This window comes from Archangium sp., from assembly GCF_045802675.1.
In the GTDB taxonomy this organism is placed as follows: domain Bacteria; phylum Myxococcota; class Myxococcia; order Myxococcales; family Myxococcaceae; genus Archangium.
This window is the reverse complement of the sequence record NZ_JBJMQO010000104.1, coordinates 44,812-64,869: the sequence shown is the minus strand read 5'-3', so window position 1 is coordinate 64,869 and position 20,058 is coordinate 44,812. Positions and strand designations below refer to the sequence as shown.

20 protein-coding genes are annotated in these 20,058 nt (G+C 70.9%); 9 read left to right on the top strand and 11 right to left on the bottom strand.

Features of this window, described 5'->3' with window-relative positions:
- Window positions 1-1,959: PAS domain-containing protein (locus ACJ8AN_RS29785; protein ID WP_407758898.1), on the top strand; the 1,959-nt coding region annotated here is incomplete at its 5' end.
- Window positions 1,960-2,004: 45 nt separating this feature from the next.
- On the opposite strand, the gene ACJ8AN_RS29780 is transcribed toward ACJ8AN_RS29785, so the two are convergent.
- The 3 genes from ACJ8AN_RS29780 to ruvX all read right to left on the bottom strand — a co-directional run bounded on the left by ACJ8AN_RS29780 (window position 2,005) and on the right by ruvX (window position 4,673).
- Window positions 2,005-2,856 (bottom strand): YsnF/AvaK domain-containing protein, encoded by an 852-nt coding sequence (locus ACJ8AN_RS29780; protein WP_407758897.1) that lies wholly within the window; start codon window positions 2,854-2,856, stop codon window positions 2,005-2,007.
- A gap of 287 nt (window positions 2,857-3,143) precedes the next feature.
- Window positions 3,144-4,211: an endolytic transglycosylase MltG gene (mltG, locus tag ACJ8AN_RS29775; protein WP_407758896.1), complete on the bottom strand. Its 1,068-nt coding sequence runs from the start codon at window positions 4,209-4,211 to the stop codon at window positions 3,144-3,146.
- Window positions 4,212-4,673 carry a Holliday junction resolvase RuvX gene (gene ruvX / locus ACJ8AN_RS29770; RefSeq protein WP_407758895.1) on the bottom strand — a complete coding sequence of 154 codons (462 nt, stop codon included), beginning with the start codon at window positions 4,671-4,673 and terminating at the stop codon, window positions 4,212-4,214.
- A 198-nt stretch (window positions 4,674-4,871) separates the two neighbouring features.
- Here ruvX and ACJ8AN_RS29765 point away from each other — a divergent pair, with 198 nt between their 5' ends.
- Both ACJ8AN_RS29765 and ACJ8AN_RS29760 read left to right on the top strand, forming a co-directional pair.
- On the top strand, window positions 4,872-5,996 hold the full coding sequence (locus ACJ8AN_RS29765; protein ID WP_407758894.1) for a hypothetical protein: 1,125 nt from the start codon (window positions 4,872-4,874) through the stop codon (window positions 5,994-5,996).
- Window positions 5,997-6,002: 6 nt separating this feature from the next.
- Entirely contained in the window at window positions 6,003-6,524 is a 522-nt protein-coding gene (locus ACJ8AN_RS29760) for a tetratricopeptide repeat protein (protein ID WP_407758893.1), read from the top strand.
- 75 nt (window positions 6,525-6,599) lie between these two features.
- Here ACJ8AN_RS29760 and ACJ8AN_RS29755 read toward each other — a convergent pair whose 3' ends face one another.
- The 3 genes from ACJ8AN_RS29755 to ACJ8AN_RS29745 all read right to left on the bottom strand — a co-directional run bounded on the left by ACJ8AN_RS29755 (window position 6,600) and on the right by ACJ8AN_RS29745 (window position 9,681).
- The gene (locus ACJ8AN_RS29755) at window positions 6,600-7,859 is read right to left on the bottom strand and encodes a M48 family metalloprotease (protein ID WP_407758901.1); all 1,260 of its coding nucleotides are present in this window, start codon (window positions 7,857-7,859) and stop codon (window positions 6,600-6,602) included.
- Window positions 7,860-7,892: 33 nt separating this feature from the next.
- A complete protein-coding gene (locus ACJ8AN_RS29750; RefSeq protein WP_407758892.1) occupies window positions 7,893-8,435 on the bottom strand; it encodes a YqhA family protein in 543 nt (180 codons plus the stop codon).
- A 121-nt stretch (window positions 8,436-8,556) separates the two neighbouring features.
- On the bottom strand, window positions 8,557-9,681 hold the full coding sequence (locus ACJ8AN_RS29745; protein ID WP_407758891.1) for a tetratricopeptide repeat protein: 1,125 nt from the start codon (window positions 9,679-9,681) through the stop codon (window positions 8,557-8,559).
- A gap of 193 nt (window positions 9,682-9,874) precedes the next feature.
- Here ACJ8AN_RS29745 and ACJ8AN_RS29740 point away from each other — a divergent pair, with 193 nt between their 5' ends.
- Complete coding sequence (locus ACJ8AN_RS29740; RefSeq protein WP_407758890.1) at window positions 9,875-10,369, top strand: endonuclease V; 495 nt, start codon at window positions 9,875-9,877, stop codon at window positions 10,367-10,369.
- An 18-nt stretch (window positions 10,370-10,387) separates the two neighbouring features.
- Here the strand turns inward: ACJ8AN_RS29740 and ACJ8AN_RS29735 are convergent, their stop codons facing one another.
- On the bottom strand, window positions 10,388-11,539 hold the full coding sequence (locus ACJ8AN_RS29735) for an ArsA family ATPase (protein WP_407758889.1): 1,152 nt from the start codon (window positions 11,537-11,539) through the stop codon (window positions 10,388-10,390).
- Window positions 11,536-12,456: an ArsA family ATPase gene (locus ACJ8AN_RS29730; protein ID WP_407758888.1), complete on the bottom strand. Its 921-nt coding sequence runs from the start codon at window positions 12,454-12,456 to the stop codon at window positions 11,536-11,538. The genes ACJ8AN_RS29735 and ACJ8AN_RS29730 overlap by 4 nt, the downstream gene beginning before the upstream one ends.
- Window positions 12,457-12,619: 163 nt before the next feature.
- On the opposite strand from ACJ8AN_RS29730, the gene ACJ8AN_RS29725 reads away from it, so the two are divergent.
- Complete coding sequence (locus tag ACJ8AN_RS29725; protein ID WP_407758887.1) at window positions 12,620-12,922, top strand: hypothetical protein; 303 nt, start codon at window positions 12,620-12,622, stop codon at window positions 12,920-12,922.
- Window positions 12,923-12,931: 9 nt separating this feature from the next.
- Window positions 12,932-13,741 (top strand): ParA family protein, encoded by an 810-nt coding sequence (locus ACJ8AN_RS29720; protein WP_407758886.1) that lies wholly within the window; start codon window positions 12,932-12,934, stop codon window positions 13,739-13,741.
- Between the two features lie 264 nt (window positions 13,742-14,005).
- On the opposite strand, the gene ACJ8AN_RS29715 is transcribed toward ACJ8AN_RS29720, so the two are convergent.
- Window positions 14,006-14,668, bottom strand: coding sequence for a polyhydroxyalkanoate synthesis regulator DNA-binding domain-containing protein (locus tag ACJ8AN_RS29715; RefSeq protein ID WP_407758885.1), 663 nt, complete (start codon window positions 14,666-14,668; stop codon window positions 14,006-14,008).
- 151 nt (window positions 14,669-14,819) lie between these two features.
- Between ACJ8AN_RS29715 and ACJ8AN_RS29710 the strand changes: the two genes are divergently transcribed.
- Window positions 14,820-17,168, top strand: coding sequence for a zinc-ribbon domain-containing protein (locus tag ACJ8AN_RS29710; protein WP_407758884.1), 2,349 nt, complete (start codon window positions 14,820-14,822; stop codon window positions 17,166-17,168).
- A complete protein-coding gene (locus tag ACJ8AN_RS29705; RefSeq protein ID WP_407758883.1) occupies window positions 17,155-17,904 on the top strand; it encodes a hypothetical protein in 750 nt (249 codons plus the stop codon). Before ACJ8AN_RS29710 ends, ACJ8AN_RS29705 begins: the two co-directional genes overlap by 14 nt.
- Here the strand turns inward: ACJ8AN_RS29705 and ACJ8AN_RS29700 are convergent.
- Window positions 17,901-18,134, bottom strand: coding sequence for a twin-arginine translocase TatA/TatE family subunit (locus ACJ8AN_RS29700; protein WP_407758882.1), 234 nt, complete (start codon window positions 18,132-18,134; stop codon window positions 17,901-17,903). The genes ACJ8AN_RS29705 and ACJ8AN_RS29700 overlap by 4 nt on opposite strands.
- Before the next feature lie 110 nt (window positions 18,135-18,244).
- Between ACJ8AN_RS29700 and ACJ8AN_RS29695 the strand changes: the two genes are divergently transcribed.
- Window positions 18,245-18,973: a glycerophosphodiester phosphodiesterase gene (locus ACJ8AN_RS29695; protein WP_407758881.1), complete on the top strand. Its 729-nt coding sequence runs from the start codon at window positions 18,245-18,247 to the stop codon at window positions 18,971-18,973.
- Here the strand turns inward: ACJ8AN_RS29695 and ACJ8AN_RS29690 are convergent.
- A complete protein-coding gene (locus tag ACJ8AN_RS29690) occupies window positions 18,970-19,923 on the bottom strand; it encodes a hypothetical protein (protein WP_407758880.1) in 954 nt (317 codons plus the stop codon). The two genes, ACJ8AN_RS29695 and ACJ8AN_RS29690, sit on opposite strands and share 4 nt — an antisense overlap.
- Window positions 19,924-20,058 lie beyond the last annotated feature (135 nt).

The following is a 20,058-nucleotide window of genomic DNA, read 5'->3' as shown; positions in this document are numbered from 1 at the left end:
ATCTCCGAGGCGGCGCTGGGCTCGGAGGACCTGGACACCTTCCTGCCCAGGCTGCTGCGGGTGATGCTGGAGACGACGGAGTCGGTGGACTCCGTCACGCTGCTGCTGCGCGAGGGAGACGAGCTGCGGGTGCGCGCCTCGGTGGGGCTGGAGGCGCTGGTGGCCTCGGGCTTCAGCGTGCGGGTGGGCGAGGGCTTCTCGGGGAAGATCGCCGCCGAGCGCAACCCGGTGGAGCTGCGCTCGGCGGCGACGGATCCGCTGGTGCGCAGCGAGGCGCTGCGGGCGCTGGGCATCCGGGCGCTCTATGGCGTCCCGCTGGTGCAGGGGGACGAGGTCATCGGCGTGGCCCACATGGGCAGCCGCACCGCCTACGAGTTCTCCAACGAGGACAAGCTGCTGTTCCGGGCCATGGTGAGCCGGGTGACGGGGCTCATCATGCAGGCGTGGCTGGCGGCCCGCGAGCGCACCGCGCGCGAGAAGGCGGAGGAGAGCCTGGCGCTGGTGGACGTGTTGCTGGCCACGGCGCCCGTGGGCCTGTGCTTCCAGGACCAGGAGCTGCGCTACGTGCGCATCAACCACACGCTGGCCGCCACCAACGGGGTCTCCATGGAGGAGACGCTCGGGCGCACCCCGTACGAGGTGATTCCCGAGCTGGCCCCCGCTGTCGAGGGCTACCTGCGGCACGTGCTCGACACCGGGGAGCCGGTGCTCAACGTGGAGGTGACGGGCAGCACCCGGGCCCAGGGCGGCGCGCGGGGCCACTGGCTGGTGAGCTACTACCCGGTGTGGGACGCGGCGGGCCGCATCTCCCTGGTGGGCTCGGTGGTGGTGGACATCACCGACCGCAAGCGGGCCGAGGAGGCCCTGGCGCAGGTGGAGGCGCTGGTGGAGGCGGCTCCGGCGGGGCTGGCGCTGCTGGACTCGGAGCTGCGCTACGTGCACATCAACGAGGCGCTGGCCGCCAGCAACGGACCTCCGGTGGAGGCCCACCTGGGCCGGCGCGTGGCCGAGGTCATCCCGGAGAACGCGCGCATCGTCGAGCCCATGCTGCGGCGGGTGCTGGAGACGGGCGAGGCGTTCCGGGGCCAGGAGTTCAGCAATGCTCCGGCGAGTGATCCCGGAGTGCCGCACCACTGGGTGGGGGACTACTTCCCGGTGCGGGCGAGGGACGGGCGGGTGGTGGGCGTGGGGGGCGTCATCATGGACATCACCGAGCGCAAGCAGCAGGAGGAGCAGCTGCGCCAGACGGCGGAGTTCCGCGAGCGCTTCCTGGGCGTGGTGTCCCATGATTTGCGCAACCCGCTCAACGCCATCCTGCTGTCGGCCAACGCGCTGCTGCGCGCGGAGGGCATTCCGGCGAGCCACACGAAGATGGTGCGCCGCATCACCACCAGTGCGGAGCGCATGGTGCGGATGATCGGCGAGCTGCTCGACTTCACGCGGGGGCGGTTGGGCGGGGGCATCCCCATCCATCCGAAGCCCACCCACCTGCGCCACCTGTGCCGCCACGTGCTGGAGGAGCTGGAGATCAGCCACCCCGGACGCGAGCTGCGGCTGGAGGCGGACGGCGGCTTCCAGGGGGAGTGGGATCCGGACCGGCTGACGCAGCTGCTGGGCAACCTGGGGAAGAACGCGCTGGACTACAGCCCGGCGGGGACGCCGGTGGACTTCACGCTGCACGACGAGGACGACGGCGTGCGGCTGGAGGTGCACAACGAGGGCTCGCCCATCCCGTCGGGGATGCTGCCGGGCATCTTCGAGCCCTTCCGGCGCGGGGTGGAGGGCGATGCCCACCCGACCTCGGGCCTGGGGTTGGGGCTCTTCATCGTCCAGCAGATCGCCGAGGCCCACGGGGGCACCGTCGAGGTGCGCTCCCACGCGGGGGCCGGAACGACCTTCACCGTCCGCCTGCCCCGGCGCGCGAGCGGAGCGCCCGAGGCCCTCCCGCCCGTGCACTGAGACCCGAAGGCCACTTCCAGGAGTCTGGAGGTGGCCCGGGGTGTCCTACCGGCGGCGCAGCAGGGGATCGTCATCGGGGTTGAGGTTGAGCGAGCGCTTGTCGTCCTCGCCGGAGGTGCGGATGTCCACCTCCTCGTGGCGCAGCGGCTCGGCGACGCGGCGCTGCTCCTCGACCTCGTCCTTGTGGATGATGACCTCCTCGTCCACCACGGCGCGCTTGGTGACGTCCACTTCCTCGGCGTGCAGCGGCACGACGATGGTCTCGTCCTGGAAGGAGGCGTTCATCGCGGGGCGATCTGGAGTGACGTCGCGGCGCTCCACGCGGACGCGCTCGCGGCGTACCGGCACGTCCACCGTCTTCACTTCCTCGACGACCTCCTTGCGTACGCGCACCTCACCGGCCTGCACGTCGCGCTTGGAGACGTCCAACTCCTCCTTGTGCACCGGGATGGCCACCTCGTCCGAGCGGCGGCCCTGCAGCGTGCGCTCGGTGCCGAGCGTGCTGGCGCTCGCGCCGGCCCCGTAGCCCGTGGAGGCCGAGTCGAGGCCTGCTCCGGAGGACGCACCCAGGCCCAGGCCAGTGCCGAGCCCGGTGTCCAGGCCGGTGGTGGTGGTGCTCGTCGTGGTGGGGGTGGCCGCGCTCGAGCCCAGGCCGCTCGTCGTCCCGTACTTGTCGTCGCCGGATAGACGGCGGAGGCTCTCGCGGCCGTGCAACAGGATGAGCTCACCGTCACGGATGTCGGAAATGTCCGAATAGCGGACGAGATAGTCCTTCGGGAAGAAGAGACCCTTCTCGATGTAGAACGCTTCATCCGCGATGGCGAACACCCTGCCGAGCTTCTCGCCGTCGATGCTGCGGACCGTCATGCCTTCCCTCAACTGACTGCGCTGGAACATGGCTGCCTCCTGTTTCGGGATGTGGAGCACCGGGCCCTGTTCCGCCCATCGGGACGGGCTGGCACCCAGGCGTCACAATGCGGCGTGTCACTCGCGGGGGCAGAAGCGGGGATGACGGATGCCCGGCTGCATTGCGTTCCGGGGCTCGGCCCGGATGCCGGTGAATCCGGACAGCCCCCGCTTCGGCACGCCCCCGGGGCCCGGGTGGGCACCTCGGGAGCGGGACCAGGTTCGTCCGCACGCCCGCACGGCGACCGGCCATGAGGCGGGGCGCGAGGCGGGTGGAGCTAGTGCGCGCCGCGTGAGCGCTGCCGGCGCTTGTCGCGGAAGAATTGCACCTGCCACTGCTGTACCGCGGCGGTGTGGCACTCGAGGGTGGGGCAGAAGACGTGGGTGCCGTCGTTGCGCGACACGAAGTAGAGGTCGTCGCAGTCCAGCGGGTGGAGCGCGGCCTGGAGCGCGGCGGCCCCCGGGCTGGCGATGGGGCCCGGAGGCAATCCGCGCGTGGCGTACGTGTTGTACGGGTGCGGCGTGTCCAGGTCCTTGCGCGTGATGTTCTTCGAGTCCACCCCGCGCAGCTTCATGGAGTAGAGGACCGTGGGGTCGGTCTGTAGCTTCATCCCCTGACGCAGCCGGTTGTGGAAGACGCAGGAGATGCGGGGCCGCTCCTGGGGCTGGCCCGTCTCCTTCTCCACGATGGAGGCGAGGGTGAACGTCTCCAGCAGTGACAGCGTCACCCCCTCCTTCCGCTGTGCTTCCGCCTTCCGGTACTCCTCCAGCGCGCGGGACACCATCTTCGTGAGCACCTGCTCCTCGGTGGCGTCGCGGCCGAACGCGTACGTGTCCGGGAAGAGGAAGCCCTCGATGGACGAGGCGGGCACGCCGGCCTCGCGCAGGAAGCGCGGGTCCGCGGTGAGCCGCCGCAGCGTCCCGAGGTCCAGCTTCAGCTCCGAGCCCGCGAGGAGGGGGAGGATCTCCTCGGCGCGCAGGCCCTCGGGGACGGTGAAGTGGTAGACCTTCACCCGGCCGGAGGCGAGCTGCTCCACCACCTGCGCCGGGGTGAGCGTGCCCTCGAAGAGGTACTCACCGGCCTTGAGCTTCGGTCCAGCCTGCTCGCGGCGGATGAAGAGGTAGAGCAGCTGCGAATCCGTGACGACGCCCGCGTCCGCCAGCAGCTTCGCGAGCGTCCTCGGGCCGGTGCCCGGGGGCACGCTCACGGTGAGGCCTCGCGCGGGGAGGGTGACGGGGGTGACGGCGAAGGCGGAGACGCGCTGCTCGCGGCGCAGGTACCAGCCCCCCGCGACGGCGGCCGCGAGCACCCCGAGCACCAGCAGCGCGAGGAGGACCTTCTTCACTCAAGACTCCGGCTCGTCGTCGTCGTCGGCGGCGTCGTACGGCCGCGAGGGCGGCTGCCGGGAATCGAGCCACCCCTGGAGGATGAACTGGGCGGCCAGTTGGTCGATGACCTCGCGGCGCTTGGCGCGCGACAGGTCCGCCTCGAGCAGGGTGCGCTGCGCGGCCACGGTGGACAGGCGCTCGTCCCACAGCTCCACGGGAAGCCCGAGCGCCTGGGTGAGGATGTCGGCGAACTTGCGGGTGGCCTCGGCGCGAGGGCCCTCGGAGCCGTCCATGTTGAGGGGGAGCCCGACGACGAAGCGCTCGACCTCGTATTCGCGGACGAGCTCGCCGAGGGCGGCGAGGTCCGCCTTGAGGCTGGTGCGGCGGATGGTGGTCACCGTCTGGGCGGTGAGGCCCAGGGCGTCCGAGGCGGCGACGCCGATCGTCTTGGTGCCAAAGTCGAGGCCGAGGGTGCGCATGCGCGGCGCAATGTAATCGCAATCTCCCGCGGCGGACCGCCCCGTCCGCGAGGCAGGACCGTGCTCGCCCGGGGGAAGGGCTAACTCGCTGAATTCGTTGGAATGGGCTCGGGGCCGGGCGCGGCACCGGCGCTGCAATGCGTCCGGCACACGACGCGGCACCAGGAGGCACGGGGCCTCCGCCGCGCGGGAGGAGCCATGAGTGACTTGCTGAAGGGCCTGGGCAGTGCACTGGGGGGCGTGACGAGCCTGCTGTCGGGGGGGGCGCTCATCGACGCGGCGGGCAGTGCGCTGGGGTTGCCGCCGGCCATCACCAACGCGGCCAAGGTGGCCGTGGGGGCGATGACGGGCAACGTGATGCTGGCGGCCGATGGCGCGATGGGGCTCGCGCAGGAGCTGGGCAAGAACCCGCCCGCGGCCACCGAGTACGCCGCGCCCAAGGACGCGCAGAAGGCGTGCGAGGGCTATTCGAAGCCGCAGCACGGCTCCTCGCCGGCGGGGACGGGGTGCTCGCGGGAGACGGGGGGCGTCACCGGGGGCAGCCACCTGGACCCCAAGATGAACGACTACTTCAACGCGCTGCAGACGCTGGAGCAGAACTTCCGCTACCTGGACGCGACGGACGGGAAGCTGGACGGCTCGCTGTCGAAGGCGGACCTCCAGCGCATCTCCGGGGACTCGCGCGTGTCGCCCGAGCTGCGCAAGGCGGCGAGCTTCCTGTCGGAGAACCCGGGCTACTTCGAGCGGCTCGACAGCTCGGCCAGCTTCAACGGCTCCATCCTCGGGACGGTCATCGACATGCGCAACGATGACCGCATCACGCAGGGCAACGTGCGCAGCGAGCTGAACAAGGTGAAGGCGGACTTCGCGCAGTACGGGCAGCCCGGGCGCGTGGGCTCGCCGGGGCCCTCGGCGCCGTCGTCACCGGGGAGCTCCGTGGGGTCGCAGCCGCCGGTGAGCGGGACGCCGCCGTCCTCGGGAGGCCAGCCGGGCTCGAGCGCGCGGGACATCATCAACAACCCGAACATGAGCCTGGAGGAGAAGATCGACGCCATCCTCATGTCGCTCACCGAGAAGATGGACGACGACATCCTCAAGACGATGGATGACCTGGCGGCGGCGCAGGACAAGCAGAGCGGCATCAAGAACGGCAAGGGGGACGAGAAGGCGCTCGCGGACTCTCAGCGCGACATCGACCGCATCAACATGCGGCTGCAGAAGCTCATCGAGAAGCGCAAGACGATGTTCGAGATGATGAGCACGCTGTCCATGAAGTTCAACGAGATGGCGAAGACGGCCCTCTCCAACATGCGGAGCGCGTGAGCGGCGATGGGACGGATCATCAAGCACGAGGGAGGGACCATGGACACGGCAACGACGAAGAAGCTGAAGGCGTTCGTGCGCGGGGAGGTGACGTGGGCGGAGGTGGAGGGGATGACCTTCGAGGAGGCGAAGGCGATTGCGCAGGTAGGGTGTGACCTGGCGGCGGCGGGGCGCTACGAGGAGGCGCGCATCCTCTTCGAGGGGCTGGTGGAGGGGAATCCGAAGGACTCGGCGAGCCGGGCGGCGCTGGGCACGGTGTACCAGAAGCTGGGGCGGCTGGAGGAGGCCATCACCGAGTACAGCGCGGCGCTCGAGAGGGATCCGGGCAATCCGGTGGCGCTGGTGAACCGGGGCGAGCTGTACCTGCGGCAGGGCAACCGGCAGGGCTTCACGGACATCGCGAACGCGTCGGAGGCGGACCCGAACGGGGAGACGTCCGCGGGCCGCAGGGCGAAGGCGCTGGTGAAGGCCATCGCGCTGGCGGCGGTGGAGAAGATGAAGGCGGAGCAGGCCCCGGCGAGGGCGTAGTCCGTCAGCGAGAGTGGGAACCGCCGGAGCGCGGAGGGGAGTCGCCGAGGGGAAAGGCGGTCCGGCGGGAGAGCGTCAGTGGGAGGGCTCCGAGACAGCAGGGGGCTCGCCCGCTGGCGCTCTTTTTTCTGGAGCGGGGGGCACGGCGGCGAGCCGCTCGGAGATGGGCGGGTGGCTGTGGCCCTTGAGGACCACCCAGCGGGGCGGGTCGGGGTCCATCTTGTTGACGCGAGCGGCCTTCACCAGCATGCGGCGGAAGGCGGCGGGGTCCTGGGTGAGCTGGAGGGCGTAGCGGTCGGCCTCGCGCTCGCGCTCGCGCGAGAAGGACGCGGAGAGCGGGTCGCTCAGGAAGAAGACGAGGAAGGACAGCAGCCACAGCAGGGGCAGGGTGCGGATGTCGGCGAAGCGCGAGGTGCCGAACCACCCGCGCGCCGCGGAGAGCCGCAGCAGCCGGTCGATGGCGAACAGGAGGGCGATGAGCGCCAGCGAGGAGGCGATGCGCCCGGGCCACTTGGGCTCGTGGACATGGCCCGCCTCGTGGGCGACGGCGGCGAGGATTTCCTCCGGCTCGAGTTCCTTCAGGATGACGTCGTTGAGCACGATGGTGCGCGTGGGGCCCTGGCCCGCGAAGTAGGCCTGGAGGCGCTTGCTGGCCACGGACGTCTTCTCCACCCGCACGTCCTGGAAGGGGATGTGGGCGCGGGCCATGAGCGCGGTGATGCGCTCGCGCACGGGTCCCTGCTCCAGGGGCGCCTGCTCGAAGTAGACCTGGCTGCGGTACGGGTCGAGGGCCGAGGACACCAGCAGCAGCAGCGCGCAGGGGAGGCCCAGCACCAGCCACCAGCGCTTCACCCGCCGGGCCAGCCCGTAGAGCCCCAGCACCAGCGACGCGCTGGCGGCTCCCTCCAGGGCGATGCCCTTGAGCTCGTCCAGCATGAAGCGCAGCGGCGTATAGGTGGACATGCCGTAGCGGTGCTCGAGCACGTAGCCGAAGTAGATGGTGGCCGGCACGTAGACGAGCTCGATGAAGAGGTCCACGAGCAGCGCGAAGAGGAGGGCGGCGCCCCAACCCGGCTCGCCCCAGAGCCGGTCCATGGCCTGGATGAAGGCGCGGCTGACGGGTGCCGTGCGGAGGAACGCGAGCCGCTGGGAGAGCCACGCCGCGCCCGCCTCGCACCCGCGGTAGAAGGGCCGCACCAGCACGCCCAGGATGAGCGCCAGCACTCCCAGGTAGACGAGGGGGCTCACCGCGCTCTTGATGTAGAGCGGTAGGTGGTAGGCCTGGATTTCGGCCAGCTGCTCGGGCGTGAAGAGGGGCTCCATGGGCCGGGGAATCGTAGACGCTCGGCCCGGCCTTGTCCCAGGGGGTCAGTGCGCTCCGTTCTCCCCGTGCGGCCCGAGTTTGCTCAGGAGGAGCGTCAGGCTGATGAGCACGATGCCCACCGCGAGGTAGACGAGGTCGAGTGGCGTATCGAAGGCCAGGAACAGGGCGCGCTGGAAGAACTCGATGACGAGCACCAGCACGAGCAGCTTGGCGATGCGCTCCTTGAGCTCATCCAGGCCCCCGGTGTGGATCAGGTGCGGGGCGAGCGGCGATTCATGCGCCGCCTCCAGCTTCCCGATGAAGAACTCGTACAGGCCCAGCGAGAAGATGATGAGGATGGCGGTGATGACGTAGCCGTCCAACGACTTGACGATCATCGTGATGACCTTGGCGCGCAGCTTCGAGCGCTGCTCGTCCCCGAGCTCGAAGCTCGAGTAGTCGCGCAGCAGGCCCGGCAGCGTGAGCGCGTCCACCGTCGCCATGTAGAAGGCGCCCAGCGCCATCATCGCGCTGAAGATGACGCCCCCCAGCATGATGAAGCGGCTGGACCAGAGAAGCTTCTCGAAGGCGTGTTCTAGCTTCTTCATCCGGGCTCACATCCCCCCGCGGCGCGACCCGGCTCCCCGGGTCCTCCTCAATCTGGCGAGAGGTGGGCCCGGGGGCGATGGCCTGGGGGGGCAGTCCCGTGATGAACGGACGACGGTCCGCTCAGGAGTGCGGCCCGGCCGGCGAGGGCTCCGAGCCCGGCGCCGAGTCCGTGTCCGCCAGCAGCAGCGCCTTCATCTTGTCCAGGCTCTTGCGCGTCTTCTCCACGAAGGCGTTCTGCGAGCCGATGCGCTCGGCTGCCTCCAACGTCCGCTCGTAGATGTTGATGGACTTGGTGAGCAGCACGCGGACCTTCTTGCGCAGCTCCTCGCGGTACACCTGGGCCTCCTCGGCGTCCAGCTCCGCCGGGGCCGGCGAGCTCACCATGTGCTCGTAGAGGTTCTCGTACATGCCGCCAATCTGGGTGCCGGCCGCCGTGGCCCAGTGGCCGTTGCCCACCCGGATGGCGCGCAGGTAGTGCCCCTGCGCCGACAGCAGCAGCTCGGCCTTGTAGTTCAAATCATTGGCGAGCGCGTCGCTGCCCCTGGCCGGGTCCAGCTTCACGTCCTCGTAGTGCAGCCGGTAGATTTCCCCGATGAAGAAGTGCGCCTGCGCGGGGAAGTAGTCCTCCACCTCGTCCTTGTCCGAGAGCCCCTCGTACGTGGTGAGGACCTGGCGCAGCGTGGCCTCGGCCTTCTCCGGCTGGCCGGACTCCAGCTCGCACACGCCCTGCTGCACCTGCGCCTCCAGGCGCTTGCCCACCGGCAGGTCCCCCCGGGCGGCGATCGTCCCCAGCACCTTCGCGGCGTCCGCGAAGCGCTCCAGGTGGTACTGCGTCTCGGCCAGGCGGAAGGCTGCGTCCAGCGCGTCCCCCGTGCCCTTCTCGGCGTCGGCCAGCTCGGAGAAGCGCAGGTTGGCGTCCTCCCACTGCTCCAGCCGCTCGTGGGCCAGGCCCGCGTTGTAGAGCGCCTCGTGCCGGTGCGAGCTGTTGGGGTGGAAGTCCGCCAGCCGCCCGAAGTAGCGCGCCGCCCTGGCGAAGTCGTTGGCCGCGAAGGCCGACGTGCCGCCCGCGAACAGCTCCTCGTCGTTGAGCTCCGACAGCTCCAGGTCCGCCGTCACCGTCACGGGGTCGAACTGGACCACCTGCTTCGGCGTCTCCGCGCTCTCCCTCACCGCCGAGCCCGTCGTCCGGCACCCCACCAGGCCCAGGACTCCCACCAACACCCACTTGCGCCAGGTGGCCGACATGTATGTCCTCCGCTCCAAGTCTCGTCAGGGGCCCGCTGGGGGGCCGTCCGCGTTTCAGCCTCCAGGACAGCACGAGCCATCCCGAGGTTCCCAGGCGGGCCCCAGCTTAACCTCCACCCGCGTTTCCCGCCCGCATGGCTCGCCGCCCGGCGGCCAGCCCGGCGCCAGGGGTGGACACTCGGAGAGGAGCACGATGCTGGCCTGCCTGGACGTGGACTACCGGACCGGGCTCACCGTGGCCGCCTGTGTGCTCTTCCGGGACTGGACGGACGCCGCCGAGGCCTCGCACGGGGTGGAGCGCGGCCCGCCGGCCGAGCCCTACGAGCCCGGGCAGTTCTTCCGCCGCGAATTGCCCCACCTGCTCCAGGTGCTCGCCGCCGTGCGCGAGCCGCTGGAGACGGTGGTCATCGACGGGTACGTGTGGCTGGGCGAGGAGCGGCCGGGGCTCGGCGCGCACCTGTACGAGGCGCTCGGGCGGCGCGTGCCCGTGGTGGGCGTGGCCAAGACGGCGTTCCACTCCAGTGGGCTCGCGGTGCCGGTGCTGCGTGGGCAGAGCCAGCGCCCGCTGTTCGTCACCGCGGTGGGCATGGACGCCCGCGAGGCCGCCGAGCACGTGCGGAGGATGCACGGGGCCTCGCGCATCCCCACGCTGCTCGGCCGGGTGGACCGGCTGTGCCGGGACTCCTGAGGCCCTCCCCGCGTCCGCCTACGCCCGGCTCTCTCCCGGGGAGAGGGCGGGGGAGAGCGTGGCAATGTGCTCGTCGCCCATGAGGAAGCGGCCCGTGCGCCACAGCGCTCCAATGTCGTGCACGTCCAGCTCGAAGCGCGGCACCTGGATGAGCGGGGTGCCCTGGCACGCCGCCTGGAGCTCGGCGATGCCCCGTGCGTCCTGCTCGGCGAGCACCGTGAGCTCCCGCAGCGTCTCCTCCACCTTCGCGCGCCGGGCGGGAATCAGGCCCTTGGCCTCCTCCCACAGCTCGGGCCCCGGCATCGGGTGCACGCGGTTCACCACCACCGCCACCACCTCCATCTCGTTCTGCTTCAGCAGCCGGTGGAAGTGCATCACCTCGTCGAGCCGCTCGCGCCCGGGGCTCGTCACCAGCACGAAGCCCGTGGACTCGGCCTCCAGCAGCTCGCGCACCCCGCGCGCCCGCTCCCGGAAGCTCTCGTTCATCGGGGCGATGGCCATCATGAAGCCGGCCAGCTCCTGCAGCGTCTCCGTGCCGGTGAACTTGGAGAGGGTCTTCGCCGCGTAGCTGCTGCCCAGGCTGAAGAGGGACAGGCCAATCTTCCCCGCCGCCAGCGCGGGGGTGAGCAGCCACTTCGCCGCCTCGTTGTCGAGGAAGTCCAGCACCCGGTTGGGTGCCTCGAGGAAGTCCAGCGCGTGCGCCGTGGGCGGCGTGTCGAGCACGATGAGCTCGTAGTCGCGCCGGGTGCGCAGCTCCCACAGCTTCTCCATCGCGATGTACTCCTGGCTGCCCGCGAGGGCGCTGGAGAGCGACTGGTAGAAGCGGTTGGAGAGAATCTTCTCCCGCTTGTCCGGTGGGGCGTACTTGAGGATGAGGTCGTCCCACGTCTGCTTCATGTCCAGCATCATCGCGTGGAGGCGGCCCCGGGGCTTCACCCCGAGCGGCTCCAGCGCGGAAGCGGGGACCTCGGCCTCCACGTTGCCCAGCGCGTTGAGGCCCAGCGAGTTGGCCAGGCGCTTGGCCGGGTCGATGGTGCACACCAGGCTGCCGCGGCCGTCCACCGCCGCGCGCAGCGCCAGCGTCGCGGAGATGGTCGTCTTGCCCACCCCTCCCGAGCCAACGCACACCAGCACGCGCTTCTGCTTCAGGGCTTCCGAGAGCGCGTTCATGCCCCTGCCTTGCCGGTGACGAGGGGCTCCAGGTGGCCCATCACCTGTTCAATCGCCGAGCGGTCGAAGTTGGGCGTGAAGATGCGCGGCACCAGGTGCACCGGCACGTGGAGGTTGCGCTCCAGCTTCATCTCCGCGAGCACCGTCTGCGCCGCCCGGTCGTGGTGCGCGCGCGCCAGGTGCAGCAGCTCCGGCTCGTCCACCAGCGCCTCCAGGTCGTCCTCGGTGAAGCGCTCGGGGAAGGCCGCGTTGAGCACCGCCGCGTGGGTGCGCACCCGCACCTGGTCGCGCAGCGCCGAGTGCAGCTCCAGCGTCTCGTTCACCGGCATCTCCTCGGGCAGCGACACCAGCACCGCCGCCGTCGTGGCCGGGTCCTCGAGGAGGTTGCGCATCTTCATGGCCTCGCGGGTCATCGGCCCGGGCGGCAGCGTCTGCAGCAGCACCTGGGGCACCCGCAGGAAGGTAATCGCGTGGCCCGTGGCCGGCGCGTCCATCACGAGGGTGTCCCACAGCGGCTGGCCGTCCGGCCGCTTCTCCTGCGCGTGGTAGAGAATCTTCCCCAGCAGCACCAGCTCCTGCAGCGAGGGGATGAAGCGCAGGAAGTAGCGCACCACCTTGTTCTCGAAGACCGTCTTGTAGAGGGTCTCGAAGCGCAGGACCATGAGCGCGTACTCGCGCATGGCCTCCTGGGGGCGCACGTCCACCGCCCACAGGTTGTCTTCCAGCTTCGTCACCTCGGGGCCCACGGGCTGGTGCCCGAGCAGGCGGCTGATGCGCTCCTGGGTATTCACCTCGCACACCAGGGTGCGCCGGCCGGCACGCGCCGAGCGCAGCGCCAGCGCCGCGGCGATGGTGCTCTTGCCCACGCCGCCCTTGCCGGAGACGATCCACAACCTCTTGTCGAGCAGGCCGGCCATTGAGAGGCGCGAACCGTAGGGATGCCCCTCTCCCCTGTCAACGCGCTCTGTCACCTGGATCCCATCGCTTGACACGTCGCGTTGCGTCCAACCAGAGTTCGCGCGTTTTCTCCAGGACTTTCCGCGGCCTCCTGACCCCCGCGCGCGGACCTGACGGACCCCCATGCTCAAAGACAACCCCGTGGTGAAGAAGCTCGTCGAGACCGGCGAGGAGCGCGTCGGCAAGCTGGCGCAGCAGCTGATGTCCAACGAGAAGTTCGTGTCGATGGTGCAGAACCTGGTGTCGCGCTCGCTCGCCGCCAAGGGCACGCTGGACGGGGCGCTGCGCACGGCGCTGTCGGCCATGAACCTGCCCTCCACGGCGGACGTGGAGCAGCTGCGCAACAAGGTGGACGACCTGGAGCGGCTGCTGTCCTCGGTGGAGTCCAAGGTGGACACGCTGGTGACGACGGCCCGGAAGAAGTAGAGGCCCGACATGCGGCGCATCGCCTTCATCAACGAGAAGGGTGGCACCTGCAAGACGACGCTCGCGGTCAACACCGCGGCGTGGCTCGCGCGAGAGCGCGGGCTCAAGGTGCTCCTGGTGGACCTGGACACGCAGGGGCACGCGGGCAAGTCGCTCGGCCTGGACGTGCGCACGCTGCCTCGCAACATCTTCCACCTGCTCACCGACCCGGCCGTGCGCCTGGAGGACGTGGTGCGGCCCTCGGCCCTTGAGGGCCTGTCGGTGCTGCCCGCGTATAAGGAGATGGCGGACTTCCCGCTGGCCGTGGCCCAGGACGAGCGGCGCGCGCACCGGCTCGCCGAGCGGCTCGCCCCCGCCGAGGCCGCCGGCTACGACGTGGTGGTGTTCGATGCCCCGCCATCCATGGGCATCACCACGCGCAACATTCTCGTGGCCGCCACCGAGGTGGTGGTGCCCGTGGGCCTGACGTACTTCGCGCTCGACGGCTGCGCCGAGGTCGCCGACACCGTGCGCCAGGTGGCCGAGTCCGAGGGCCGCCCCGGGCTGCGCATCACCAAGGTGGTTCCCACGCTCTACCGGCGCACGGCGCTTGCCACCGCCATCCTTGAGCGCCTCGAGTCCTATTTCCCCGACGCGCTGGCGGCCACGCCCCTCGGCTACAACGTCAAGGTGGACGAGGCGCAGAGCCACGGGAAGACCATCTGGGAGTACGCGCCCAGCAGCACGGGAGCGCGGATGCTCGCCGCCATCGCCGCGGAGATTTACGACGGCGTGCCCGCCAGGGCGAAGCGCGGCAAGAAGGCCTCCCGCGTGGCGTAGGGCCGGGCAGGGAGCGTCTCTTCACCTGGAGGCGCCGTCCGGGGGAGGGGACTCCTCACCTTCCGCTTCTCACCGGTGAGAAGTGAAAAGTGGGGACAGGCACCTTCCGCTTCTCACCGGTGAGAAGTGAAAAGTGGGGACAGGCACCTTCCGCTTCTCACCGGTGAGAAGTGAAAGTCACGGCCACGTCACGCCGCGTGCATCACGACTCGACCCCGGCCCTCTCCCGCGTGGGGAGAGGGAGTGCGCGGGGGAGGTGACGTGCTACTGCTGCTTGTTCTTCTCGAGCTCGTCCAGCTTCTTCTCGAGCTCTTCCAGCCGCTGCGTCAGCACCTGCATGTCGCGGCCGAGCGCCGGCAGGTTCCCCGCCAGGTTCTCCACCACGTGCTTCACCCGCTCGTCGATGCGCCGCTGCCACTCCTCCAGCGCGCGCTGGCTGGCCTTGAGCAGCTCCGCCGGGCCACCCGCCGCGTTGGCGTCCTGCTGAGCCTGCGTCTGCTCGGCCGGCTGCTCCGCGGACGTGGACTCGGCCCCCAGTGCGGCTTCTTCCTTCTCGCGCCGCAGCAGCTTGTCCAGCCTGGACTCGGCCTCCTCCCGGATGGACGCCACCCTCGGCGTCACTTCCTTCTGGATGAAGTCCGTCAGCGACTCGCCCGGATGGCGGATGATCTCCCGGAGCACCGTGAGCGGCATCCGGTTCCGCTTCTTCTCCTCCTCGAAGATGATCTGCGCGAGCGTGACCGAAGTGAGATCCTCTTTCGTCCGATTGTCGACGATCTGGACCTCCACGCCCTCTTTGATCATCGCGGCGATTTCATCGAGGGTCACATACCGGCTCTCGACGGTGTCGTAGAGCTTGCGGTTGGTGTACCGCTTGATGACCTTGGGCTCCTTGCCCGGTACGCCTGCCTGCTCTGGCTCGCTCATGTCTGTTTCTCCCCCTGTGCGTCCGGACACTTTCGCACATGGTGCGTGATCAGAGCCTGTAGCAGAGGGGGTGGGGGCGGGCAAGCTGGGTGGAGGCTTGCTCGCGGTAGTTGCCCTCTGCGCCTATACTCTCGGACCGGCCGAGCCCTGAATGATCGTCAAGTGTGAGCGTTGCCAGACGCGGTTCAAGATCCCCGATGAGAAGGTGACCGACAAGGGGGTCAAGGTCCGCTGCACCAAGTGTCAGCATACCTTCCGGGTAGCGCGTGAGGACGTCGCGTCCGCCACGCCCGCCCCGGCCGACCCGGCTTCGTCCGCGAAGCCACCGGCCGCCACCCCCCGTGCGGGCCCCCCGCTCGAGGTGCCTCGGGCCTCCGCGCCCGGCACACCGGGCAAGGCGCCGGCCCGTCCACCGGGCTCCGGCCTCGAGGGGCTGTTCGATGCGCCCGCGAGTGCTCCGGCCGCCTCGGGACCGGGCATGGCCGCTCCTCGCGGGGGCGCTCCGGCCCTCCCGCTGGGCCTGCCGCGCGAGGCGCCGAGGACCCCGGCGACCATCGACCTGGATCCGCTGATGGAGTTCATGGGCGAGAACACCCCCCAGCCCTCCGAGGCGCTCAAGCTCGCCGCCAAGGCGCCCCTGCCCAACAAGCCCGCGGGGGCGCTCTCGGTCGGCCAGGTCCAGCCGCAGCAGCTCCCCACGCCCGTGCCCGCTCGCAGCGCGCCTCTGGCGCCGAAGCCGGCCGCCAGCGCCGCGCCCGTGCAGGTGCCGGCGAAGAGCGCCGCGCCCGTGCAGGTGCCGGCGAAGAGCCTCGCTCCCGTGAGCAGCGCTCCGTTCTCCTTCGACGAGAACGATCCGTTCGGCGCGACCGAGGCCGAGCCGACCGTTCCGGCCACGCCCACGCTGCCGCCCCGTCCCGTGCCCACGCCCGTGCCAGTGCGCAGCGCGCCTCCGGCTCCGAAGCCGGCGCCCGTGCCCGTGCAGGTGCCGGCGAGGAGCCCCGCGCCCGCGCCTCGCGCCAGCGCGCCGGTGGCGCTCGAGGAGAATGATCCGTTCGCGCTGCCTCCCGACGACGCGCCGACGGCTCCCGCCACGCCCACGCTGCCGCCCCGAGGCGCCGCGCCCGCGCCGATGGCGCTCGAGGAGAACGATCCGTTCGCGCTGCCCCCGGACGACGCCTCTTCGGGTCCGGCCTTCGAGGAGATGGAGGGGCTCGAGGGCAACAACCCCTTCGTCTCGTTCCAGGTTGCGCCGACGGTTCCGGCCACGCCCACGCTGCCTCCGGCTCCGGCTCCGGCTCCGGCGCCCAGGCCGGCTCCGGCCCGCGGCCCCGCGCCCGCTCCGGTGCCCGCCGCGGCGGCCTCCGAGGAGATGGAGGGGCTCGACGGCAACAACCCGTTCGCCTCCTTCGACCCCGTGGCGGCGCTGCCTCCGGCTGCTGGCAGGGGGCCCGCTCAGGCGCCCGCCACGGCTCCCGAGACGGACAACCCGTTCGACGCGTTCGACCCCGTGGCGGCGCTGCCTTCGTCTCCCGGGATGGCCGCGGTGCCCGCTCCGAGTCCCGCGCCGTCGGGCATTCCGGACTGGGGCGCTCCGCAGCAGCAGCAGTCCGCTCCGGCGGGCATGCCGGACTGGGGTGCACCGCAGGGCGCCGTGCCCGCGGGCATGCCGGATTGGGGTGCCCCGCAGCAGACTCCTCCGGCGGGCATGCCGGATTGGGGCGCCACGCAGACGGTCGCGGCGACTCCCACCGCCAAGGCCAACGCGCCCACCGAGCGCAACCCCTTCCCGGACTTCCCGGGCGCGGGTGCTCCGAGCACGGAGATCCTCCCCGACCTGCCGGCCGCGACGCCCACGCCGCCGGTGATCGCCCCGCCGGCCGTGAAGCAGGCGGAGGCGTCCCAGGAGCGCACGGGTCCGCGGCTGGTGCAGCGTCTGGCCGCCGTGGCCGCGCAGCTCGTGGTGGCGGCGGTGCTGGTGGTGGGCCTGGCCGCGGTGGGCAGTGCCTGGCTCAACGGAGGCCGGGTGGAGCTGTCCACCCTGTCGCCCTCGCGCATGAGGGAGCTGGTGTCGCCCACGCGTCCCCTGGTGGCCAAGGACCTGTCCAACGGCCTCTACGAGACCGCGGACGGCCACGCGCTCTTCTTCGTCCGGGGCGAGGTGGAGAACCGGGGCACCGCCCCCATCCGCGTGAAGGCCACCGTCGCGCTGTTCGACGGAGAGCAGCGGGTGAAGTCCGCCGAGGGCCTCGCGGGCACCGTGCCCTCGCCCGAGGAGCTCTTCCTGCTCGAGAGCGCCAGCGCGGCCGAGGCGCTCCGGGGCCGTCTGGACGGGGCCGTGAAGGACGTGGCTCCCGGCGCCCGGGCTCCCTTCGTCGTCTTCTTCTACGACTACCCCTCGGACCTGGCGGGCTTCCGGCTCGAGGTGACGCTCGAGCCGCACGGCGCGACCGCCGCCGCGGGAGGGTCCAAGCAGGCACCGGCCGGCAATGCCCAGCCGTGAGGAGGCCAAGAGCGTCGTCCGGCGGCTGCATGCGCTGAGCGGGGGCGCGGAAATCGTCCGCAAGGCCGCCGCGCGCGAGCTCGCCCGGAGGGATCCGCTCGACGCCAACGAGCTGCTCCACCACGTCATCTTCCTGGCGCGGGGTGCCTGGGAGCCGGCCACCTGTGTCCTCTCCGCCTTCGTGGCGGCGCTGGGCCAGGAGTCCGCGAGCATCCCCTATGCGGACTCGCTGCGGCGCATGGCCGAGGTGCAGTCGCTGGAGTCGGTGGCGGACCTCTTCGAGACGGCGCCGGCCCGCAAGGAGCTCGACGAGGGCGCGGCGGCCAAGGCGGACGCCAGGGTGCTCACCCAGTCGCTGGGACACCTCAAGCAGCAGGCCCGGCTCACGCGAGACCCGGATGTGCTCGCGCGGCTCGTCACGGTGAGCAACCCCTTGGTGGTCCGCAACGCGCTGCTCAACCCCCGGCTCACCGAGCCCCTGGTGGTGCGCATGGCGGCGCGCCGTCCCGCCCGGCCCGAGCCGCTGGTGGAAATCTGGAAGTCGACGCGCTGGAGCTCGCGCCACGGGGTGCGCCGCGCGCTCGTCTTCAACCCGTACCTGCCGCCGGAGGTGGGGGTGAAGATCGTCCCCCTGCTCAACGGCAGCGACCTGGCGGAGCTGGCCGGTGACACGTCCGTGCACCCGTCGCTACGGGAGCAGGCGGCGCGGCTGTTGGCGGGGGCCGGGACTCCCTAGCCGCGCTTGGGACCGGAGGAGTCGGTGTACTCGGCGTCGGAGACGTCCGGGCCGCGCTTGGAGCGGGGCAGCGTCTTCACGTCCACCAGGTCCTCGCCCTTGGCGGCCTTCTTGAACGAGTAGACGAAGCGGCCCACGGCGTTGCCGAGCTGGCCCATCCGAGCGGCGGAGAACACCACCACGAGGATGAAGCCGATGAAAAGAATCTCCCCGGTGCGCAGTCCCAGCATGCCGCGCACAGTGCAGCAACGGCTGGGGGGAGGCAAGCCGCCTGTCACACCCCGGACGGCGCGTGCCGGGACGCTCGCCCTTGGGGCCGGGCTGTTGCAGATTGCGAGGCATGCTCCTGCTCGCCCACCGAGGTGCCAGCGCCGATGCCCCGGAGAACACCCTCGCCGCCTTCCAGGAGGCCGTGGCCCAGGGGGCCGACGGCGTGGAGCTGGACGCCATGGTGTGCGGCTCCGGCGAGGTGGTGGTGTGCCATGACGAGAAGCTGGACCGGCTCGCCGGCCTGCCCTGGGAGGTGCGCACCACGTCCTATTGGAAGCTGAAGGGGGCGGACGTGGGCAGCCGGCTCGGCTTCGCGCCCGAGCGCATTCCCCTGCTGGAGGAGGTGCTGGACGCGCTGCCCTCGCACTTCCTCGTCAACATCGAGCTCAAGTGCGACCAGGCCGACGACGGGGGGCTGTCGCGCAAGGTGGCGGAGCTCGTCCTGCGCCGGAAACTGGAGGAGCGGGTGGTGCTCTCCAGCTTCAACCCGCTGTGCCTCTTCCGGGTGGCGGCCGTGGCGCCCTCGCTGCGCCGGGGCTTCCTCATCGACCCGGACAAGCGCTGGGGCCCGCAGGCGCACGTGGTGACGCCGCTCGTCTCCTCCCACTCGGTGCACCCCTATTACGAGCAGTGCACCCCGGAGCGCGTGGAGCAGTGGCGCCGCAAGGGCCTGCGCGTGGCGGTGTGGACGGTGGATGACCCACGCCGCGCCCGGGCGCTGGAGGAGATGGGCGTCTCCTACCTCATCACCAACAAGCCTCGCTTCCTCCGCGAGGCCCTGCGCGGCAAGGCGGCCTAGAAGTCCAGGCCGAGCGTGGCGTTGAAGGCGAACACAGCGGGCAGGGCACGCGAGCGCGTCTCCTGCGTCTGGGTGTCGAGTACGTCGATGCTGCCCTGGTTGCTCAGGGACACCTCGGCGCCCAGCTGCAGCGCGCCGCCGATGAAGCGCACGCCGCCGTAGATGCGCTGGTTGATGTTCTCGCCCAGCTTCACCTCGCTGTAGACGCCGGTGTTGTCCAGGCCCGCGTAGGGGTTGGCCGGATCGAGCGTGCTGCCCAGCGAGCGGCCCTGGTTGAAGTCGAGCGTGTCCGTGCTGGCCATCACGCCCACGAAGTCCAGGCCGCCGTAGGGGGTGAGCGTCACCATGCCGCCGAGCGGGAACTGCTTGCCCACGCCGAGGTCGAGGCCGGCCGCCGTCAGGTCGAAGTCCCGGTTGCCCATCAGCCGCGTCACATGGGCGCGCACGCCGATGTCCGGCAGATAGGTGAAGCCCTCGTTGACGGCCCACTTCAGCTCGCCGGTGGCGGTGTACATGCTGCTGCGGTCGATCCACCCCACGCGGGCGCCCACCTCGAAGGAGAAGGGCAGTCCCTTGCGCACGTGCACCGAGGGCAGCAGCAGCGTGCCCGTCTGCGTGCGCTCGGTGGGCAGCGTCACCTGGCCGTCCTCGCGGCCCGGCGAGGGCAGGGCAATCACGCCCAGCTCCACGTTGACGGTGAAGCCCGCGTGCCCCGTCGTCTCCGGGGGCATCAGGGTCGTCGAGCTGATCGCCGCGGCGAACGTGCGCGCGAAGGCGCGGAAGTCCCCGTTGGCCTCCGGGTTGTAGTTGACCGAAGCCTCGGACGAGCCCGCCCTCACGAATTGATTCGGATTGCCGAGCTTCGTGATCTCGAGGTCGTTGCGATCCGCGTACGCGGCGGGGCCGCACACCAGCACCGCGAAGGCCATCCAACGGCTGAACGTCCGCATCCTCAGTACCGCCTCCCGAGGCGCACGTCCGGCGACGGCGCCAGTCGCGAGCGACGCTAGCGTGCGTGCGAGCAGAGCGTCAATAAAACGGGCGGCTTCCGAGGGGGCACGGGGCCCCGACGAAAGCCGCCCGGA

What these genes read in the sequence shown, in the direction of transcription:
- ACJ8AN_RS29780 (WP_407758897.1), bottom strand. Translation starts at nt 2,856, where the DNA reads ATGTTCCAGCGCAGTCAGTTGAGGGAAGGCATGACGGTCCGCAGCATC.
- ruvX (WP_407758895.1), bottom strand. Translation starts at nt 4,673, where the DNA reads ATGCGCACCCTCGGCCTCGACTTTGGCACCAAGACGATCGGCGTCGCC.
- ACJ8AN_RS29765 (WP_407758894.1), top strand. Translation starts at nt 4,872, where the DNA reads ATGAGTGACTTGCTGAAGGGCCTGGGCAGTGCACTGGGGGGCGTGACG.
- ACJ8AN_RS29760 (WP_407758893.1), top strand. Translation starts at nt 6,003, where the DNA reads ATGGGACGGATCATCAAGCACGAGGGAGGGACCATGGACACGGCAACG.
- ACJ8AN_RS29750 (WP_407758892.1), bottom strand. Translation starts at nt 8,435, where the DNA reads ATGAAGAAGCTAGAACACGCCTTCGAGAAGCTTCTCTGGTCCAGCCGC.
- ACJ8AN_RS29745 (WP_407758891.1), bottom strand. Translation starts at nt 9,681, where the DNA reads ATGTCGGCCACCTGGCGCAAGTGGGTGTTGGTGGGAGTCCTGGGCCTG.
- ACJ8AN_RS29740 (WP_407758890.1), top strand. Translation starts at nt 9,875, where the DNA reads ATGCTGGCCTGCCTGGACGTGGACTACCGGACCGGGCTCACCGTGGCC.
- ACJ8AN_RS29735 (WP_407758889.1), bottom strand. Translation starts at nt 11,539, where the DNA reads ATGAACGCGCTCTCGGAAGCCCTGAAGCAGAAGCGCGTGCTGGTGTGC.
- ACJ8AN_RS29730 (WP_407758888.1), bottom strand. Translation starts at nt 12,456, where the DNA reads ATGGCCGGCCTGCTCGACAAGAGGTTGTGGATCGTCTCCGGCAAGGGC.
- ACJ8AN_RS29725 (WP_407758887.1), top strand. Translation starts at nt 12,620, where the DNA reads ATGCTCAAAGACAACCCCGTGGTGAAGAAGCTCGTCGAGACCGGCGAG.
- ACJ8AN_RS29720 (WP_407758886.1), top strand. Translation starts at nt 12,932, where the DNA reads ATGCGGCGCATCGCCTTCATCAACGAGAAGGGTGGCACCTGCAAGACG.
- ACJ8AN_RS29715 (WP_407758885.1), bottom strand. Translation starts at nt 14,668, where the DNA reads ATGAGCGAGCCAGAGCAGGCAGGCGTACCGGGCAAGGAGCCCAAGGTC.
- ACJ8AN_RS29710 (WP_407758884.1), top strand. Translation starts at nt 14,820, where the DNA reads ATGATCGTCAAGTGTGAGCGTTGCCAGACGCGGTTCAAGATCCCCGAT.
- ACJ8AN_RS29705 (WP_407758883.1), top strand. Translation starts at nt 17,155, where the DNA reads ATGCCCAGCCGTGAGGAGGCCAAGAGCGTCGTCCGGCGGCTGCATGCG.
- ACJ8AN_RS29700 (WP_407758882.1), bottom strand. Translation starts at nt 18,134, where the DNA reads ATGCTGGGACTGCGCACCGGGGAGATTCTTTTCATCGGCTTCATCCTC.
- ACJ8AN_RS29695 (WP_407758881.1), top strand. Translation starts at nt 18,245, where the DNA reads ATGCTCCTGCTCGCCCACCGAGGTGCCAGCGCCGATGCCCCGGAGAAC.
- ACJ8AN_RS29690 (WP_407758880.1), bottom strand. Translation starts at nt 19,923, where the DNA reads ATGCGGACGTTCAGCCGTTGGATGGCCTTCGCGGTGCTGGTGTGCGGC.